Origin of the sequence: Colwellia sp. 12G3 (genome assembly GCF_002836775.1) — a bacterium.
Taxonomy (GTDB): domain Bacteria; phylum Pseudomonadota; class Gammaproteobacteria; order Enterobacterales; family Alteromonadaceae; genus Colwellia.
Genome location: NZ_PJAQ01000065.1, coordinates 264,803 through 281,598, shown reverse-complemented (window position 1 = coordinate 281,598; position 16,796 = coordinate 264,803). Strand labels below are relative to the sequence as shown.

Genomic DNA, 16,796 nt, shown 5'->3' with positions numbered 1-16,796 from the left:
GGGCGTTATATTTTTTAATCGCAAATTATCAGGCCACCCATAATAACTTCCCCATATTTACGTCAATAACCTACACTTAATTTATCATAGTTAAGTGCGGTTATTCTTATGCCTAAACCTCGTTCACAGCAAATTAGTTTACTCGACACTCCTTATTATCACATTTGCAGTCGCACGGTACGAAAGGCGTTTTTGTGTGGGGTAGATAAAGAAACAGGTGTCAGCTTTGAACATAGACGTGCATGGATTGAAAAGCGTATTTTTCAATTAGCTCGAGTGTTTTCTATTGATATTTGCGCCCATGCGGTGATGCATAATCACTTACACCTGGTGCTGCATGTTGACAGTGAACAAGTAAAAAATTGGTCTACTGATGAAGTACTTAAGCGTTGGCATCAGTTGTTCAAAGGCACCTATCTCACCCGGCAATATCATAACAAACAACCCCTTGATAAGTTTCAATTAGCCATGGTTGAAAGCTCAGCAGATATTTATAAAAAACGACTAACCGATATCAGTTGGTTTATGCGTTCACTGAATGAGCCAATAGCGCGACAAGCCAACAAAGAAGATAAATGTACCGGTCATTTTTGGGAAGGGAGATTTAAATCTCAAGCACTGCTTGATGAAGGTGCTTTATTATCGTGTATGGCTTATGTTGATTTAAACCCTGTACGAGCAAGGGTTGCTGATACACCAGAGCAGTCAGATTTCACTAGTATTCAATTACGTATCAAGGCCGCGATAAAAGGTACACAGCCACAATCGCTATTAGCTTTTACCGGCAATGAACGTCAACACAAAAAATTAGGTATCAGCTTTAGCTTAAAAGACTATTTAACCCTCGTTGATGAAACAGGACGGATCCTCCGTGAGGATAAACGTGGCGCTATTAGCGCTAAAGCAGAAAGCATCTTAGCAAGGCTGCACATTAGCGATGAAAGCTGGTTAAAACTCACCACTGATTTTGAAGGTATCTTTACTGGCGCTGTTGGCACCGCTGAGCACTTATGTGAATTTAGTGAACATGTGGGTTTGCAGCGAGCTCATGGTATAGCCAATGCGCATGCCTGCTTAAATAGCGCATAGCCCAACTTATTAATCTTAATTTGTATAAACAAGTTGCTACTGTAGTGATGGGGGGAGTGTATTTGAAATCCGATTATTTTTACCATATTTACTGTTAGTTTTTTGTAGATGTATGGGGATTTGAAAAATACCTTTTTATTCGATGAGGATACAACAAATAATGCAAGTTTCAGCGCGCCGTTATTGCCTGAACTTATCATGGGTGGCATAGTTAAAATAGCTTCGCGATTATAGCCAATGTTACTTTGCCGTTTAATATAAGCGTTAGGCATTCATCACCGTGTATCACACTATGGAAATTAAAATGACATTTTGGAAGTTTGTACTATTATTTTTTTCGGGATTACTTTTTTCAACAAACGTATTTTCTCACGAAAATAAGTGTAACAGCATAGAAGTACCAATTGCCTTTGATCAGTACGGATTACCTACAATTGAGCTAATAATCAATGGCCAGAGTAATTTTGTATTACTTGATCTCGGTTCAACAGCAGGCATACATTTACCAATTTCAGATGTTACCAGCATCTCAGGTGTAAAATTCACCGGTGAAACCTCTAAAAGTACTAATATTTCAGGTGAAATTTTTTCAGCTAAAGAGTTTATTATTCCAATGCTAGCAATTGAGTGTATGACATTCGAAAATATAACAGGATATGAGCTAAATCCTTGGGCAACGTCTATTGGTGATAAGCCCGAAGGTATGGAAGATAACCAACAAATAGTTGTAGGTCAGGGTTTTTTCGCAGATAAAACAATTGTTATTAATTACGCTAATAAAAAACTAATAATAAGTAATAAAACGGGCACTGTTGCATCTAAAAATAATCATAAGTTTAAACCTTATGTGCTAAGTGATGAAGGTATTACTATCCAAATGAGTAGCCCTATTGCTAACTATCAGATGGTTCTGGATACTGGGGCAACAAGCTCAATATTCTCGGTTAATAAGGTAAATGTTAAAGAGCCGTTAACTGATTGTGCTTTCAACTTAGGGCCTGATGTAAAGTGTGAATTATTTACTTCTAAGGTAAATATCGCTGGCTATAACTTTGTGACCAATATATTACTCTACCCAATAGATCCAAGGTTCACAAAAGATGGCTTGTTGGGCAGTGATTTCTTTAATAAGTTTATTGTCGAATTGGATTTTTCAAAAAAAAAATTGCACTAGTTCCATCAGAGTTGAGAACATTGTAAAAATGCCTAACAAGCTGTTAAACAAGGACAAAAAACAGTTGGCTTTTGCTCCTTCGTCGCTAATTTTAACCAACTATTATTTGCCCATTAAACGGGCGTTATATTTTACATGGATGTTGATTGTATGAGTTTCAAACAAGTATTAATTGGTTCTTTAATTTCTTTATGTATTACAGGTTGTGCATATCAACCATCAATAGCAACTAAACAGCCTTATTGTAAACGGGAACCTTTCACTAACAAGTTAACTTTGAAAGTGACCGAAATGGAAGACATGGAAATGTGTGATGATGGCGACTTTGGAGGATGTGTTGTTGCATTGGCACTTATAGGTCCTCTAAGCTTTATTGTATCGGGTAGTGTAGTTCTAATAGGCAATACTTTATACTGGTCAGAATATCAATTAAGTTGCTAAAATATAACAAGTAAATCAACAGGACACGTAACAGTTGGCTACGTTTCGCTTCGCTACACAATTTTAGCCAACAATTTTTTGCCCATTATTAGATCGTTAGGTGCAAAGTCAACTCATGCATTCGAGGCAACAATGGATACATATAATCCCAATAAAGCAGTAGACTCCGAAAGCTGGTTAGCATTAGATGAAGATACTCGAATTGACTTGGTTCATGATTTCCACTCAAGATTAGATCTTGAATTAACCGAAGATGGTTTACAACTACATTCATCAATACATGTGATAGTTGAGAATCAATTAGCTATGGAGGTTGATTTAATACCTGAAACTATTGCAAAGCTTACAAGGCAAGGACTGAAGCGGCATGATGCCATTCATGCAATTGGAGCAATAATCACCGAAGATATTTTTGATGTTATGAAGGGAAATACTGAAGAGTTTTCACCTAAGAAATACAGAAGAAAGCTTGAAAAGCTTACAGCAAAAAGGTGGTTAAAAGGGCAATATTAAATTTTGCACCTAACAAGGGTTTTCAAGTCGGACAAATTACAGTTGGCTTTTTGTTCGTGCCTCACTTATTTTTAGCCAACTGCAATTTGCCGATTAAAACGGCGTTAAGTTTCTCTAGTTGATGCGATCCATTGCCGCCTTATATACTTTTCCTTTATCGCGTTTTCCAACCGAGATCACGGTGACCGTAACTACACTATCATTTACTTCGTAAACTAACCGATAACCCGCTTGCCTAAGTTTTATTTTATATAATTCGTTACCGCCAGATAGCTTAGCGCTTTCAATATGTGGGTTGCTTAAAACATCGGTTAATTTTTTCTTAAACTGTGATTGAATTGTCGCACCTAACTTTTTCCACTCTTTAAGTGCAGACTTTTTAAATTCTAAATCATAGGTCATTTAAGCTAACCTTTATACTTGCTTCGTTTTTGCGTTGTGCAACAATTGCAAGTAACTCTAAATCTTCAATATGATCCATCATGAACTCATAAGTCTCTGCTGGTATGCAATAAAATGCAGGTTCATTTCTATTCAATATAGCAATAGCTTCTCCGTGAGCACTCAATGCGACCTTCATAGGGTTTGCTTTAAGCTCACTAATACTTGCAGCTGCTTCAGTTAATATTCTAGTTGTCATGCTTTACTCAGTACGTTAAAGTGGTCTTTAATTAAGGCTAGTATAAACAACGAAACTTAACAAGTCACTCAAAAGGACAAATAACAGTTGGTTTTTGCTCCTGCGTCGCTTATTTTAACCAACTATTACTTAGCCCCTTATTGGGGCGTTAGTTTGCCTATAAATATCGCCTTCAACTATAGTTATATCTCTATAAGTAGAAGGAGATTAATAATGCCAAAATATGTAATAGAAAGAGAAATTGAAGGTGCGGGTAAGTTATCATCAGATGACTTAAAAGGAATTTCACAGAAATCATGTAGTGTTTTAGAAGAACTTGGGCCGAAGGTTCAATGGGTTCATAGTTATGTTACAGATAATAAAATCTATTGTGTATATATTGCACCAGATAAAGCATCTGTTCAAAAACATGCAGATATGGGCGGTTTTCCTGCTAACTCTATCTCGGAAGTTAGGAACATCATTGATCCAACAACATCTGAGTAAAGGCAAAACTAACAAGGCAATAAAGCAGGACAAAAAAAAGTTGGTTTTTGCTCCTGCATTGTCTAATAAGGTACATCCTGTACCGTCATGATCCTACATCGCTTTGTTCATCATCCATGATGAACATACGTGAACACTTTCATTCGTTTCAGCGTTTGTTCAAGCAGACTGGAGTTTGTTGATCTTGTGTCATTTATAACGAGTAAAAAGCTCTACTAATAGTTTGATAAAACAGAGCATCCAAAATCTTCCAATCCCATCTCAGTGCATAAATCTCAATTTTGTAATGAATTAACGAGGACAGTCACTCAACGTTGTAAAAAAAAATAGAGAAAGTGGCATTTTTGCAGTTATGTCAAAAATGACGTCCAGTAATGAAATGTAACCCCATAAAAACTTGATGCTATTCCGTTTTATAAATTAGTTAAAACAATACCTTGGTTATATATTGTCGTTTATGTATTATCTTCCGGTTATTTTATTTGAACAAAGCTTTAAGTTTCCACTTAGAGACTGATTAAAATCTAAAATAATTTAAAATATAAAAATCATAAAGGAATAAATGATGAACCTGAGTAAAACAATAAGAACAATTATCTTAGCCTCTTTAGCAGCTACCATGCTTGCTAGTTGTGCTGCTCCTACATTTAATATGGAAATAGCTAGACCAGAAGTATCAGACTTAAAGTATGAAAATAAATCGAGTGAATCTCATTCAATTTCTGTGCTAGATAAACGAGCAAAAGAGTCTAAATTCAGCGAAGGTACACTAAAATTTAATATCTTAATTGACGGTAAAAACATCAATGAAGTTGAAGAGTTAAAAACAGCGTTAGCTGCAGAGTTAGTAAACCGTGGCTCTGATGTTAAATTTACCTCTGAAGGCCAAGAAAACTTTAAACTTGATGTGGTTAACTTTAAAATTATCAATCATCGTACAAACGGTTTTACCCCTTTAATTACTCTGACACAGTTTGCTGGTGATTTATGGGTAAATGGCGAAAAGCAACGCATTGTAAGTTTTGTTAAACGTGCAAAAGTACCTATTTGGTATATTACAGAAGATGGTATTGTTGAAAATACCTATAACCAACCTGTCAGCTTAGTCGTTCAAGACCTAGCAACTCGCATCACACAACGATTAGATAATAATAAAATCTCTGATCAAGCTATAAAGACTTTAGTCGATGAAATAAACAACGATAAAACAGATGATACAACGCGCTACTTCAAAGTTTATCAACTTGGTTTCAGTAATAATAAATCAGCTATTCCTTATATAATAAATTACTTAGACCACAGAGATGACTATGTGAGATTAGCAGCAATTTCGTCATTAGGTTTATTAGACGCCGAATCTGAAGTAACTCGTCTGAATAAAATATTTACTAGCGCTAAAATATGGCAAGACAGGGCAATGTCTTTAAAAGCGTTAGCTGATATTAATACACCGGAAGCTAAAGCAATAGTAGACGCTGAGTGGGAAAGAGTTTCAAAAATAGCTAAACCTGATAAAGAAGCAAAATGGAATAAAAGCATCCTATCGCTTTATCGTTAATACGCTATTTTCCTAATTTATCAGGCCAACCATAATAAATGGGGTCAAGTACACTTTAAATAAGTTGTCGCAGTGGCGACGACACCCAAGGGGCGTTCCACGCCAAAGGCCCCTTGGAACCACATAGCGCTGTGACATAGCAGCGTCTTACTTGCTAGCTTCGTAATAAAAATCAAAGTATTTTCTATGATCTACGCCAGCTAAGTTAGAGCTGATTTTATTGGGGTGTTTATAGTCTTTCCAGTTAGCTACATTGCGTCCAACATTAAGTTTAGGGAAATCTATACTTCCTTGCTCTTCCATTTCTAAAAACTGTTTCATTTTCAGTAAACTACCTTGCTCACTTATATCTATCGTCAATAAGTTATCTCTCCCTTCAAAATACGAATAAACCCTTTGCTGATGACGCTGATAGCAATCGCTTAATTCATGATGGTTTAAAGGTAATTCGACAGAGAATGTATCATGAAAACTGCGTTTTAAAATGGGATTGAATCGCCCGGTTTTCAGTGCTAAATGAGGCGCCATTTTTTCAAGTAACATGGTAATCGAAGGGAGCCATTTATCCATGTCCCTTGTTAAGTAGATAAATTTAGCCTTGGGAAATAAACCATCTAACTGTTGATAATCGCTAAAACAGGGGGAATCAGATATCGCATCAGCTACTTCAAACGTACGCTTGGTAAACGCAGTATGAGCTACAGCTAAGCCTAGTTCTAATAGTGCAACACTAATACTGGTAGTGCCCGTTCTAGGCAAGCCAATAATAAATATTTTAGACATCTGATACTACTCGTATTGAAAAAGTCGCCATTATAATCGCATGTACTCAACAGGTAGAGCTAAATATCAAAAAATAGGTAATACACAAGCATAATATTGGTGATAATTGACATAAAAATTAGAAACGTTTTGTGGCAATAGTGACGATTACCATAATCACTTAACTTGGATTTTTGTTAGCTAGCGCGAAATACGAACAAAGTGCGCATTCCTGACGTTAACCTTCCTCGAATGTGAAGGTCAACTTTAATGCCATACAGCTGACATGAAATTCATACTTCTATAGCGCCTTCGAGTGTTTGCTTTAATCATGAAGCTGGTCATTACTATTTTTAATGATATATCCAATTTTTATCTTCCGCTGTTGATTATTTCAAGATTGGATAACCCTTATTGGCGTTCTCATTTCTGGAAGACCCAAAGGATTATAAAGTAATATATTATTTTTTTACTCCAAATTAAAAGTATCTTGATATTGTGTCCAACTCAAAAACCGCCGTATAAATAGATAGCTAGCGGAATGAAGATTATAGAAACCACGGTAGACAAAAATACGGCTAAACTGGCTTTTTCAGGTTTGGCATTAAGTAATACAGCCAAAGTAACCGTATTGCCCGCCAGTGGTACAATAGAGAATAAAAAAAGTACTTTGTATAAATCTTCATTTAAAAAGTGCAAATATGTTTTATCGACATAAATAAATCCCAACATCGCAAGTGGCCAAAAGACAAATTTGATGATGAATGTGATGCTTATGAATTTTTTATCAAAGTTATCCGGATTGCTTTTTAAACCCAATAGTCCCATGCCCAACATCATCATTCCCAGTATTCCGTATGCACCTTTGAACTGCGCAGTATAAGCACTGATTTCTTCTGGTATTTTCAAGCCTGCCAAATTACAAGTAATTCCTAAGATAAACGCATAAAGTATTGGTAGTCTAGATATTTTTTTTAGCGATTGTTTCACGCTAAAATTTCCCTTTGCAGTGACATAAAAACCTGTGCTACTTTCATATAAAAGAGATGCCATAACGACAAAAATATAAATGTCTGCCAAGCTGGGTGGAAACAATATAATTGCCAAGGGAATACCAAAATATCCTGTGTTTCCTGTTCCTGCACTGAAGGCTAAAATATTTCCCGTGGGATTATCCCAGGATTTTCTCCAAATAAAAAGTGAAGCAAAAGCTAAAATCGAACAAAATACATACAAAAATATCGGTAAAATTGCAACTGCAAAATCAATTTTTACAGTGATGGCTGCTGAAAAAACCACAATAGGACCCAAAATATAAATCAGCAAAGCGGCTATTGATTCTCTTTGAACATGTAAAAATTTTGAAGATAAAAAACCTAACATTACGTTTATATACAGTGGGAATATTTTAATTAATATAATGAAAAAAAGTGTCATTAATTATCCTAAAAAAAAGTAATTTGTATTTGTTCATGCACCACCGATGAATGTTTGCTTCTAACAGATTATTACATTGCAAAAATACTGGATAGGGAAATATGGGGTACGCATAAAAATACAGTTGAAATTCAACCTGTTATAATGTCTTATGTATTTAGCTCGTAATTTTATACCAATAAACCAGTTGCATTACCACAAACATTTAGGCCATTAATTATAACCAGTGCGCTGTTGGCTGCGATATACAGAAAAGCTCAAAAAAAAACTGTGTAGGTAAGCTATCACAGCAAAGGTATTACTGAAGAATCTTACTTGAAAAACCAAAAAGCTTTATGGGTTTTAATTACTGGCAGATTTCGCAATTGGCTAGGGCCAGTTAAATAACGATAAGCTAATCGATTATCTAGCCGCGTCAATTGAGAATAATTTTTTAATTAACGGGCGTACACTTATCGAGTTAAGCCTTGTTTTCGAGCCTTTGCATCTACATCCACGTTACATTGCATTGATTCAGCGCGTCGAAAATGAGATGGTTCGTCAGTTAGTCATGTGAATGCCAAATATGAAAGCTATAAACTATCACTGTTTCTGAGTTAGAATTTATTACGAATGGATAAGAAATTTTTAAAAACAACGTTAATCGCCAAACGGCCAATAAATAAGAGATAAAGATGAAAAAGATAATCAAACTACTAATAATACTTAGCTTTACTGTAAGTTCACTTGCATTTGCACATGTGGGGTTAAACATTTCGATACCAAAAGACAATGCAATGTTGATGCAATCACCGGAATCACTTGTCTTAACTTTTACAAAAGAGGTGCGTGTAGTAAAAGTTATATTAAAAGATAGTAAGGATAATGAGGTTGATTTTGGCTTTAAACTTAACAAAGACAGTGCAGCCGAATTTAGTTGGGCATTACCTAAATTAATTCCGTCAAATTACCGTGTTGAATGGACGATTATGGGCGCTGACGGACACAAAATGAAAGGGAAATTTGGTTTTATGGTGCATTAACGTCAGGAAAATATAATGGAAATGTATATCTGGAATAGCTTAATCGTACTCTCAAAACTCACGTTTTATTGTGGATTTTCGATAATAGTCGGCTATGCATTTTCAATCAGTAATCATGCTAAGCAGCAAGTGGATGATAGCCAGTTTCACTGTGAAAGTGGTGTGTTGAAAGTCACTAAAATTCTTTCTATTGCATCTTTATTCGCAGTATTGATTTGGTTCTTTGCTAATGTTGGGCTGATGGCAGAAGACGGAATAGTTGGGATGTTAGATCCAATGATGATTGAAATGATGTTTGAGTCTTCTATTGGAGATGTGCTCAATATTAGGTTATCAGCAATGACGCTGTTAGTTGTTCTTCTATTTCTCCCGAGTCAGCTTAATAGTGAAAAGTCTAAACATAGCAGCCAAAAGCAAGTGATTATATTTGCTGTTAGAGCGGGTAGTTTAATGTTTATCGCGTATTCTTTCACATTGGTTGGACATGTTGCAGAATTAGACGCATTTGCCAAATTACTTATCATGTTCCATATATTGATTATGGCTTGGTGGTTTGGCTCTTTATATCCTCTGAAAAAAGCATGCAAAAATTTATCATATCCAGAACTGTATTTGGTCATGGATAAATTTGGTAAGCAAGCGACTGTATTTGTGCCTATTCTCCTAGTTGCAGGCTCTGGGTTAGCATATCTTTTGCTTGGCTCGTGGCAGGCTTTATTTACTACTATTTATGGTCAAACGATACTAATAAAAATACTTTTAGTCGTTGGCATTTTGGCTATAGCGGCAAAACACAAATTGAGATTAGTGCCGATTTTAAACAAAAACGAAGGACGAGATGCGCTTTACCAATCTATAAACATTGAGACAATTTTAGCTGGCTCAATACTTGTCATTACCTCTATTCTCACGAGCACAATGGGGCCAGTGGGAACCTATTAAAATGACTAAATATAACTAAATATAACTAAATATAACTAATCATAAATAAAGAGTACACCCATGACTAAATTAACAGCTTTACTATTTCTTGTTTCATTTTCACTAAGTTCGACAGTATTGGCAAACGAACAAAAACATCAAGATAAAGCAATGATGACTGGCTTAGATACACCTGCGGCTCAGGTGATTACTTCTTTTCATAATGCACTAAAATCAGGAGATAAAGAACAAGCACGAGCGGCACTTGCCGATAACGTAATGATATTTGAAGGTGGTAATGTTGAAAGAAGTGCTGACCAATATGCCCATCATCATATGTTATCAGACATGAAGTACCTTGCTGACATGACATCTGAAACGTTAGAGCATCAAGTTAAAATCATTGGTAATACGGCGATATCAACCTCTCGTAGTCATACCAAAGGCGTTTTTAAAGGCAAAGAACGCGACTATCAAAGCATGGAAACCATGGTATTAGAAAATCAAAATGGTGATTGGAAAATAATTCATATCCATTGGTCAAACTAAGCGTGAAAATGCAAGTTACACAGCTAGCAAAAGAGCTTAGAACAACTGCAGATTTAGTGCGTTATTACACGCGACTTAATCTAAGTGGCGTGTAACGCCTCTGTTGGGTCGACGCTACCGCGACGCCATACAGGGAATCAAGGTCAATCTTATGTTGGGGTACCAACAAGAGTTGCTCGCCATTAGGAAACTTAGCAGATAAGCAAACACATACTACGAAGCTATTAGTACTACTGCTTGTTTGTTTTATATTCAAGTGTTATAAAAATAGCAGCAATAAAAAAATATTAATTAATAATAGGTTTTGATAATGGATTATCGCGAGTCGACAGTGAGTTTAGGCATAACAGACAAGTTGCTTTGCCCTTGTTGTGGCAGTAAAAAGCATCGCGTTAATTCGGTGATTACTTACAGCTTCTATTTTTTTGAATACTTGCCTATTTTCCCGATAAAACGAGATACACGACTACAGTGTTTACAATGTCATAACCTTGCAGAAGTGACTGGTAACACTTCGGATCTAAAACTGATTTTTTCTAACTTCACGTTGGCAATTTTCAACAAGTTACGCTTGCTGAGCACTTTTACTGGCAGCATTATCATCATGCTGCTGTTAAGTTATTACTTCTCTGAAGAACAAGAAAAACACCGTCAAAGCCAAGTGTATATTGATGCCCCTAAAGTTAATGATTTTTATTATCTAGACTATCGAAAAAGCGCTGGAGAAAGACGTCCGCTCCACAACTACCGTGTTGCCAAAATTGTAGATATCACTGGCGGCACAGTGTCACTTACTTATGGTAATTACTTTTACCCATTAAAAAAATCGTTGCACGATGCCGTTCTGTTTGGTCAAAGTACAAATTTTGATTATTTCGAAAAACAACGGCAGAACTATTCATCCGTGGAATTAAATAGCTTATTTGACCAAGGTTTTATTTATCGGGTAGTGCGACCTGAATTTGCTTTTATCGGTGGAAATACCGCCGTTTACATGATTGATGGTCATGCCGTGACAAACCCGACAGTAGCAAAAGAAAAATGGTTCTTTATTCCGGGTAAGTATGAAAACACTCGAGGGCTGGCACTTCTTAAAGGCACTTATATTGATAATAGATACGATAGAGCTTTTGAGCTACTGAAACGTTCAGCAGATCTAGGTTATGCACCTGGCCAAACAAACTTGGCTGAGCTCTACTTAACTTTCAACGGTAAAGAAGAAGCACGCGATGTTCAAACGGCTGCTTATTGGTTTTTTCAGGCTGCTTTGCAAGGTTATCAGCCAGCCATTGAGAAATATCAAGTGATTTGTGAATTAGAAGAAAGTTGCAGTATTGAAGAGTTTTATCGTGGGTTAAAGGAGTCAGGCACTAACTTACGAGTAAAATAGTAACAGTGGTAAAATCAAATACGGTCAGAGTAGATTTAATTCATTTTTCCCTGTGTCGATGACACTCAGAAGAAAGGGGAGGCTGTCTCCACTCTTTCTTCTCCCCTTTGGAATCCCTCGACGCTGGTCTCTTTTTAAGATTCGTCATTCCGTAAGTGTCTTGTACGGAATCTATGTCACTAAGAACTAGCTCCCCGACTAAGTAACCACGGGGATGACATCTGCTAGGTTATGTGGCTGTGTCAAACACTCCCATTCCGATCTCAGCGGCAGAGATCATTGTGTACGTTAGTTGAAATTGAAGGCAGATAACAAGCCTAAGCTGAGAGTTCTCTTCGCACGATATCTGCGCCTGCACTTAAGGCATTCAGCTTTCCTCTTGCCACTTCGTGAGATAAAGGTGCCATGCCACAGTTGGTGCAAGGATAGAGTTTATCGGCATCGACAAACTTAAGTGCTTTTCGCAAGGTATCTGCTACTTCTTCAGGTGTCTCAATAGTATTGCTTGCTACATCAATAGCGCCGACCATCACTTTTTTACCGCGAATAAGTTCAAGTAACTCCATTGGCACATGAGAGTTGTGACATTCTAGTGAGATAATATCGATAGTAGATTTTTGCAGTTTGGGGAAAGCTTCTTCATATTGTCGCCACTCTGATCCCAGTGTTTTTTTCCAATCTGTGTTAGCTTTGATGCCATAGCCATAACAAATATGCACTGCAGTTTCACAGTTAAGTCCTTCAATAGCTCTTTCTAAACAAGCAATGCCCCAATCATTTACCTCATCAAAAAACACATTAAATGCAGGCTCATCAAATTGGATAATATCAACACCAGCCGCTTCTAATTCTTTGGCTTCTTGATTGAGAATTTTGGCGAATTCCCAGGCGAGTTTTTCGCGACTTTTATAATGGTCATCATAAAGCGTATCTATCATGGTCATGGGACCAGGCAGGGCCCATTTAATCGGTTGCTTGGTTTGCTGACGTAAAAACTTGGCGTCTTCAACAAAAACAGGTTTTTGGCGACTAACAGGGCCAACTACCGTTGGTACACTTGCCTCATAACGGTCACGAATTTTAACGGTTTTACGCTTTTCAAAGTCAACGCCGTTGAGGTGCTCAAGAAAGGTAGTGACGAAATGTTGGCGGGTTTGCTCACCATCGCTGACTATATCAATACCTGCTTGTTGTTGGTCTTGCAATGACAAACGTAATGCATGGTGTTTGCCTTGCGTTAATTCATCACCTTGCAATTTCCAAGGTGACCAAAGTGTTTCAGGCTCTGCAAGCCAAGCCGGTTTAGGTAAACTGCCAGCAGTTGAAGTAGGTAGTAGTGCTTTAAGGATATTAGTTTTCATAATAAATGATGCCGTAAATTGGGGTTAACTTTGGAACCTAGCTATTTAATGTCGCTATTGAGCGTAACAATTAACGTAACTAGCAGACCATTGCTCAAGCACTGTTTGGTGCGGTTTAATGAAGTGTTCCTCAGTAAATTTAGCCTGCTCAGTTGCTAATTGGCCACGCTCTTCTCGGTCGTAAACAATTTGAGTTAATGAGTGATCTAGGTTCTTTAAATTGGGTTGATAATATTTTCCTGCAACAGCATTCGCATTATAAATCTCAGGTCGGTATATTTTTTGAAAAGTTTCCATTGTGCTAATAGTGCTTATCAACTCAAGGCTAGTGTAATCATTAAGTAAATCACCAAAGAAATAGAAAGCCAAAGGCGCAACACTGTTTGGCGGCATGAAATAACGTACCTGCAAGCCCATTTTTTTGAAATATTGCTCAGTTAAAGAAGATTCATTTGGTTGGTATTCAACACCCAATACCGGATGCTGATTTTCAGTTCGATGATAGGTCTTAGTATCAGAAACACTGAGACATATAACCGGTGTTTTATTAAAGTTTTGTTTATAAACAGTTGAATTGACAAAGGACTGAAAGAGTTTGCCATGCAGTTCGCCAAAGTTATCTGGAATGCTAAATTTTGGCTGGTCTTTATTATGAGCCTGCAGTAAGACACTAAAATCATAATCTCGTACATAAGAGGAGAAATTATTCCCTACAATGCCTTCAATGCGCTTGTTCGTGTGATGATCTACAATATTGGTTTTCAATATTTCAATCGAGGGGAAGGCCTGACCGTTGTCTTCAATATCCATATCAACAGAAATTATTTCAAGTTCAACAGAATAACGGTCTCCTTTGGGATTATCCCAATGCGCTAAGGCATTAAAACTATTATCAATCATTTTTAAAGCGTTGCGTAAGTTCGCTTGACGGTAGCTTCCTCTCGCCAAGTTAGCAAAGTTGGTCGTGATACGTGTCTTGTCTGATGGGTGATAATTTTCATCGAGACAAATGCTCTTAATAGTAAAGGTAAAGTCTGTATTCATAATGATCCGGTATCCTATTTTCTAATGTTCTTAATCAGTAATCTTCACAGTCTTATTTGATTTGTGCCTATAACCTAACTAAGAATCAATTGTAATATTGTCGAGAATTAATCGCTGAGTAGGATTTATACTTGGATCGATGCATGTTGAAAAGCGCATTTATTTCACATAGTACATGAGAAATATTCATGTCCTATCTAATTGAATATTTGGGTGTTTTTCAGTTATATTAATTAGCCTGATGCGAACATAACAGTAGTTATGTAGTAAATAACCCTAGATTATCTAAAGAAGTGAATTGAATGAGTGAATTAATATTGTTGATTATGTACTGCGCGTTACTCGGCAGTGGTGTAGGTTTTTTGGCAGGACTGTTAGGCATTGGCGGAGGATTAGTTATTGTGCCAGTGCTGAGCAGTCTTTTACTTCACTTTGATGTTTTACCAACTGAGCAGGTGGTTATTGTTGCCATTGCAACCTCATTAGCGTCGATATTATTCACCTCAACGTCTTCCGCAATAGCGCATCATAAAAATGGTAATGTACCCTGGAACCTTGCCCCTTGGATAATGACGGGCGTTGCCCTTGGCGCGCTTATCAGTGGTTTTATAGCAGCACTATTACCAGAGCAAGTTGTTCGCATCGTGTTTGCCGTGACTGTGGTACTCATTGCGGTGAAGATGTTTTACAGCAGCACTAAAAGTGACGCTGATCCAGATCGAGCAATGCCAAATAAAGGACTGTTAACCGTTTTTACTACGATCACTGGCGGGTTGTCTGCCATGATAGGTATTGGTGGTGGTGCACTCTTAGTACCTTTGTTAACGTTTTTCTCACTCGATATGAAAAAAGCCATAGGATGTGCCTCTGCTTGCGGTATTGTTATCGCATTATTTGGTTCGATAGGTTACATCAGCTCAGGTAGTACTCATTTTGCTTTAGAAGATGGGTTTGCTGGCTTCGTCTATTTGCCTGCTTTATTTGGTATTGTTTGCACTTCTTGGTTTACCGCGCCGTTAGGGGCTAAAGCGACACATTCTTTACCCGTTCCTTTGATCAAAAAAATATTCGCGGCGTTATTGTTAGCTATGGCTGCAAACATGATTATTAATTAAAGGAGCCGGCCATCAGGACAATATTTTTCTGATGGTGAATACTGCCGCTTTTCATAGACTACTTTATGTTTTCACTGAGCAGTAGCTCTGCGAATTGAAAAGGGGGACGCAGCAGTATTTCCCCTTTTCGTGTAGTCGCGCAGCGTTACTTAGCGCTGAAAAAATGCAATTGATTGCGTCAAAACTGGAAGGTGCAATGAATGAAGACAAGTTGTTCTTGCAAGATAACCTATCGCTAAACAAGCTTTCTGAATCCATTTCTGAAAGCGAAAATCACATTTCAGAAACACTCTCTCAATTTCTTCATACTAAATTTTTCCAATTTGTTAATAACTTTCGAGTCGAAGAAGCGAAGAAGGCTTTACAGGATAGCGACAAGTTAGTTACTAGCATTGCCTTTGATGTTGGTTTCAATTCAAAATCGACATTCAATACCGCTTTTTAAAAAAAATAGTGGGCTCTAGTCCAACAGTATACCGAAACTTACTACTTGAAAATAAACAAAAAATGCTTTGAATAAATCCCCCCTCTAAATAAATGGCGAGATGGTTATCCAATTTAAACAATAGTGTATTGGTTAAAATAAATTGATAACGTTAATACCATGACTTTACTAAAATTTAGCTATAAAATCAGTTACCATATTAGTGATAGTAATGTGAAAAATATCTTTTCAAAGCCAGACCTAATGCCATAAATCATAAAGTCCCCTACTTATTAGTTGAGAGTAAAAAGATGTTAATACGCACGTTGTTCGTCAGTTTTGCTTGTAGTTTGATGGTTGGTTGCGCCAGTTCAAATAATTCTGGGAGTATGTATAGTCCCGAAGAAATCAATGCATATTGGTTAAGCAGGAACCTTAAACGAGAGGGCGTGGTTGCTACTGATTCGGGGTTGCAGTACAAAATTTTAGCGCAAAGTTCTGGTTGTAAACCTGATCCTGATTATAAAGTGACTGTGCACTATAAAATGTTGTCAGCCAAATCGAAAAAAACCATCGATAGTAGCTATCAACGAGGTAACCCTGATAAGTTTCTGCTATCTAAAATGGTTAAAGGCTGGCGTGAAGGCGTACCTATGATGAAGGTGGGTGAAACCTGGGAGCTTTATATACCGCCCCATTTAGCCTATGGCAGCAGAGGTTCACCAGGATCCGTTGCGCCTAATAGTATACTTATTTCGGAAATCACACTTGTTGATGCACGTTGTCAGGACTAGTCAGTTGAAATAAATGGGCTCATTTAAATAAAGGGGTCAGCGTAAATTTAATTGATTTGTCGCGGTGGCGACGACA

19 protein-coding genes are annotated in these 16,796 nt (G+C 37.1%); 13 read left to right on the top strand and 6 right to left on the bottom strand.

What is annotated here, in order from left to right:
* Positions 1 to 108: 108 nt before the first annotated feature.
* From CXF71_RS14335 to CXF71_RS14320, 4 genes are all read left to right on the top strand, one after another.
* Positions 109 to 1,089, top strand: a complete 981-nt coding sequence (locus CXF71_RS14335; RefSeq protein ID WP_101233636.1) for a transposase — start codon at positions 109 to 111, stop codon at positions 1,087 to 1,089.
* 304 nt (positions 1,090 to 1,393) lie between these two features.
* A complete protein-coding gene (locus tag CXF71_RS14330; protein ID WP_101233635.1) occupies positions 1,394 to 2,263 on the top strand; it encodes a hypothetical protein in 870 nt (289 codons plus the stop codon).
* Positions 2,264 to 2,398: 135 nt separating this feature from the next.
* The gene (locus tag CXF71_RS14325) at positions 2,399 to 2,704 is read left to right on the top strand and encodes a hypothetical protein (protein WP_157826769.1); all 306 of its coding nucleotides are present in this window, start codon (positions 2,399 to 2,401) and stop codon (positions 2,702 to 2,704) included.
* Between the two features lie 132 nt (positions 2,705 to 2,836).
* The gene (locus tag CXF71_RS14320) at positions 2,837 to 3,217 is read left to right on the top strand and encodes a hypothetical protein (protein ID WP_101233633.1); all 381 of its coding nucleotides are present in this window, start codon (positions 2,837 to 2,839) and stop codon (positions 3,215 to 3,217) included.
* Between the two features lie 114 nt (positions 3,218 to 3,331).
* Here CXF71_RS14320 and CXF71_RS14315 read toward each other — a convergent pair whose 3' ends face one another.
* Both CXF71_RS14315 and CXF71_RS14310 read right to left on the bottom strand, forming a co-directional pair.
* Positions 3,332 to 3,619, bottom strand: a complete 288-nt coding sequence (locus CXF71_RS14315; protein WP_101228821.1) for a type II toxin-antitoxin system RelE family toxin — start codon at positions 3,617 to 3,619, stop codon at positions 3,332 to 3,334.
* On the bottom strand, positions 3,609 to 3,857 hold the full coding sequence (locus CXF71_RS14310; protein ID WP_101233632.1) for a type II toxin-antitoxin system Phd/YefM family antitoxin: 249 nt from the start codon (positions 3,855 to 3,857) through the stop codon (positions 3,609 to 3,611). Before CXF71_RS14310 ends, CXF71_RS14315 begins: the two co-directional genes overlap by 11 nt.
* Before the next feature lie 213 nt (positions 3,858 to 4,070).
* Here CXF71_RS14310 and CXF71_RS14305 point away from each other — a divergent pair, with 213 nt between their 5' ends.
* Positions 4,071 to 4,343: a DUF4242 domain-containing protein gene (locus CXF71_RS14305; RefSeq protein ID WP_101233631.1), complete on the top strand. Its 273-nt coding sequence runs from the start codon at positions 4,071 to 4,073 to the stop codon at positions 4,341 to 4,343.
* A 562-nt stretch (positions 4,344 to 4,905) separates the two neighbouring features.
* Positions 4,906 to 5,901 (top strand): HEAT repeat domain-containing protein, encoded by a 996-nt coding sequence (locus CXF71_RS14300; RefSeq protein ID WP_101233630.1) that lies wholly within the window; start codon positions 4,906 to 4,908, stop codon positions 5,899 to 5,901.
* Between the two features lie 147 nt (positions 5,902 to 6,048).
* Here CXF71_RS14300 and CXF71_RS14295 read toward each other — a convergent pair whose 3' ends face one another.
* Both CXF71_RS14295 and CXF71_RS14290 read right to left on the bottom strand, forming a co-directional pair.
* A complete protein-coding gene (locus CXF71_RS14295; RefSeq protein ID WP_101233629.1) occupies positions 6,049 to 6,684 on the bottom strand; it encodes a sulfotransferase in 636 nt (211 codons plus the stop codon).
* A 486-nt stretch (positions 6,685 to 7,170) separates the two neighbouring features.
* Positions 7,171 to 8,100 carry an AEC family transporter gene (locus CXF71_RS14290; RefSeq protein ID WP_101233628.1) on the bottom strand — a complete coding sequence of 310 codons (930 nt, stop codon included), beginning with the start codon at positions 8,098 to 8,100 and terminating at the stop codon, positions 7,171 to 7,173.
* A 674-nt stretch (positions 8,101 to 8,774) separates the two neighbouring features.
* Between CXF71_RS14290 and CXF71_RS14285 the strand changes: the two genes are divergently transcribed.
* The 4 genes from CXF71_RS14285 (at position 8,775) to CXF71_RS14270 (ending at position 11,982) form a co-directional block, all read left to right on the top strand.
* Positions 8,775 to 9,122, top strand: coding sequence for a copper resistance CopC family protein (locus CXF71_RS14285; protein ID WP_101233627.1), 348 nt, complete (start codon positions 8,775 to 8,777; stop codon positions 9,120 to 9,122).
* 15 nt (positions 9,123 to 9,137) lie between these two features.
* Positions 9,138 to 10,064, top strand: coding sequence for a copper resistance D family protein (locus CXF71_RS14280; RefSeq protein WP_101233626.1), 927 nt, complete (start codon positions 9,138 to 9,140; stop codon positions 10,062 to 10,064).
* 60 nt (positions 10,065 to 10,124) lie between these two features.
* Positions 10,125 to 10,592, top strand: coding sequence for a YybH family protein (locus tag CXF71_RS14275; protein WP_198559890.1), 468 nt, complete (start codon positions 10,125 to 10,127; stop codon positions 10,590 to 10,592).
* Positions 10,593 to 10,902: 310 nt separating this feature from the next.
* Positions 10,903 to 11,982 (top strand): tetratricopeptide repeat protein, encoded by a 1,080-nt coding sequence (locus tag CXF71_RS14270; protein WP_101233625.1) that lies wholly within the window; start codon positions 10,903 to 10,905, stop codon positions 11,980 to 11,982.
* A 317-nt stretch (positions 11,983 to 12,299) separates the two neighbouring features.
* Here the strand turns inward: CXF71_RS14270 and CXF71_RS14265 are convergent, their stop codons facing one another.
* Both CXF71_RS14265 and CXF71_RS14260 read right to left on the bottom strand, forming a co-directional pair.
* Complete coding sequence (locus CXF71_RS14265) at positions 12,300 to 13,343, bottom strand: methionine synthase (RefSeq protein WP_101233624.1); 1,044 nt, start codon at positions 13,341 to 13,343, stop codon at positions 12,300 to 12,302.
* A gap of 54 nt (positions 13,344 to 13,397) precedes the next feature.
* On the bottom strand, positions 13,398 to 14,387 hold the full coding sequence (locus tag CXF71_RS14260; protein ID WP_101233623.1) for a DUF1852 domain-containing protein: 990 nt from the start codon (positions 14,385 to 14,387) through the stop codon (positions 13,398 to 13,400).
* Between the two features lie 302 nt (positions 14,388 to 14,689).
* Between CXF71_RS14260 and CXF71_RS14255 the strand changes: the two genes are divergently transcribed.
* The 3 genes from CXF71_RS14255 to CXF71_RS14245 all read left to right on the top strand — a co-directional run bounded on the left by CXF71_RS14255 (position 14,690) and on the right by CXF71_RS14245 (position 16,720).
* The gene (locus tag CXF71_RS14255) at positions 14,690 to 15,502 is read left to right on the top strand and encodes a sulfite exporter TauE/SafE family protein (RefSeq protein ID WP_101233622.1); all 813 of its coding nucleotides are present in this window, start codon (positions 14,690 to 14,692) and stop codon (positions 15,500 to 15,502) included.
* A gap of 94 nt (positions 15,503 to 15,596) precedes the next feature.
* A complete protein-coding gene (locus CXF71_RS14250) occupies positions 15,597 to 15,947 on the top strand; it encodes a helix-turn-helix domain-containing protein (protein ID WP_232771487.1) in 351 nt (116 codons plus the stop codon).
* 290 nt (positions 15,948 to 16,237) lie between these two features.
* Positions 16,238 to 16,720 (top strand): FKBP-type peptidyl-prolyl cis-trans isomerase, encoded by a 483-nt coding sequence (locus CXF71_RS14245; protein WP_101233621.1) that lies wholly within the window; start codon positions 16,238 to 16,240, stop codon positions 16,718 to 16,720.
* Positions 16,721 to 16,796 lie beyond the last annotated feature (76 nt).

Bases quoted from the DNA above. Each gene is read 5' to 3' on its own strand.
- CXF71_RS14335 (WP_101233636.1), top strand. From the start codon at position 109: ATGCCTAAACCTCGTTCACAGCAAATTAGTTTACTCGACACTCCTTAT.
- CXF71_RS14330 (WP_101233635.1), top strand. From the start codon at position 1,394: ATGACATTTTGGAAGTTTGTACTATTATTTTTTTCGGGATTACTTTTT.
- CXF71_RS14325 (WP_157826769.1), top strand. From the start codon at position 2,399: ATGGATGTTGATTGTATGAGTTTCAAACAAGTATTAATTGGTTCTTTA.
- CXF71_RS14320 (WP_101233633.1), top strand. From the start codon at position 2,837: ATGGATACATATAATCCCAATAAAGCAGTAGACTCCGAAAGCTGGTTA.
- CXF71_RS14315 (WP_101228821.1), bottom strand. From the start codon at position 3,619: ATGACCTATGATTTAGAATTTAAAAAGTCTGCACTTAAAGAGTGGAAA.
- CXF71_RS14310 (WP_101233632.1), bottom strand. From the start codon at position 3,857: ATGACAACTAGAATATTAACTGAAGCAGCTGCAAGTATTAGTGAGCTT.
- CXF71_RS14305 (WP_101233631.1), top strand. From the start codon at position 4,071: ATGCCAAAATATGTAATAGAAAGAGAAATTGAAGGTGCGGGTAAGTTA.
- CXF71_RS14300 (WP_101233630.1), top strand. From the start codon at position 4,906: ATGATGAACCTGAGTAAAACAATAAGAACAATTATCTTAGCCTCTTTA.
- CXF71_RS14295 (WP_101233629.1), bottom strand. From the start codon at position 6,684: ATGTCTAAAATATTTATTATTGGCTTGCCTAGAACGGGCACTACCAGT.
- CXF71_RS14290 (WP_101233628.1), bottom strand. From the start codon at position 8,100: ATGACACTTTTTTTCATTATATTAATTAAAATATTCCCACTGTATATA.
- CXF71_RS14285 (WP_101233627.1), top strand. From the start codon at position 8,775: ATGAAAAAGATAATCAAACTACTAATAATACTTAGCTTTACTGTAAGT.
- CXF71_RS14280 (WP_101233626.1), top strand. From the start codon at position 9,138: ATGGAAATGTATATCTGGAATAGCTTAATCGTACTCTCAAAACTCACG.
- CXF71_RS14275 (WP_198559890.1), top strand. From the start codon at position 10,125: ATGACTAAATTAACAGCTTTACTATTTCTTGTTTCATTTTCACTAAGT.
- CXF71_RS14270 (WP_101233625.1), top strand. From the start codon at position 10,903: ATGGATTATCGCGAGTCGACAGTGAGTTTAGGCATAACAGACAAGTTG.
- CXF71_RS14265 (WP_101233624.1), bottom strand. From the start codon at position 13,343: ATGAAAACTAATATCCTTAAAGCACTACTACCTACTTCAACTGCTGGC.
- CXF71_RS14260 (WP_101233623.1), bottom strand. From the start codon at position 14,387: ATGAATACAGACTTTACCTTTACTATTAAGAGCATTTGTCTCGATGAA.
- CXF71_RS14255 (WP_101233622.1), top strand. From the start codon at position 14,690: ATGAGTGAATTAATATTGTTGATTATGTACTGCGCGTTACTCGGCAGT.
- CXF71_RS14245 (WP_101233621.1), top strand. From the start codon at position 16,238: ATGTTAATACGCACGTTGTTCGTCAGTTTTGCTTGTAGTTTGATGGTT.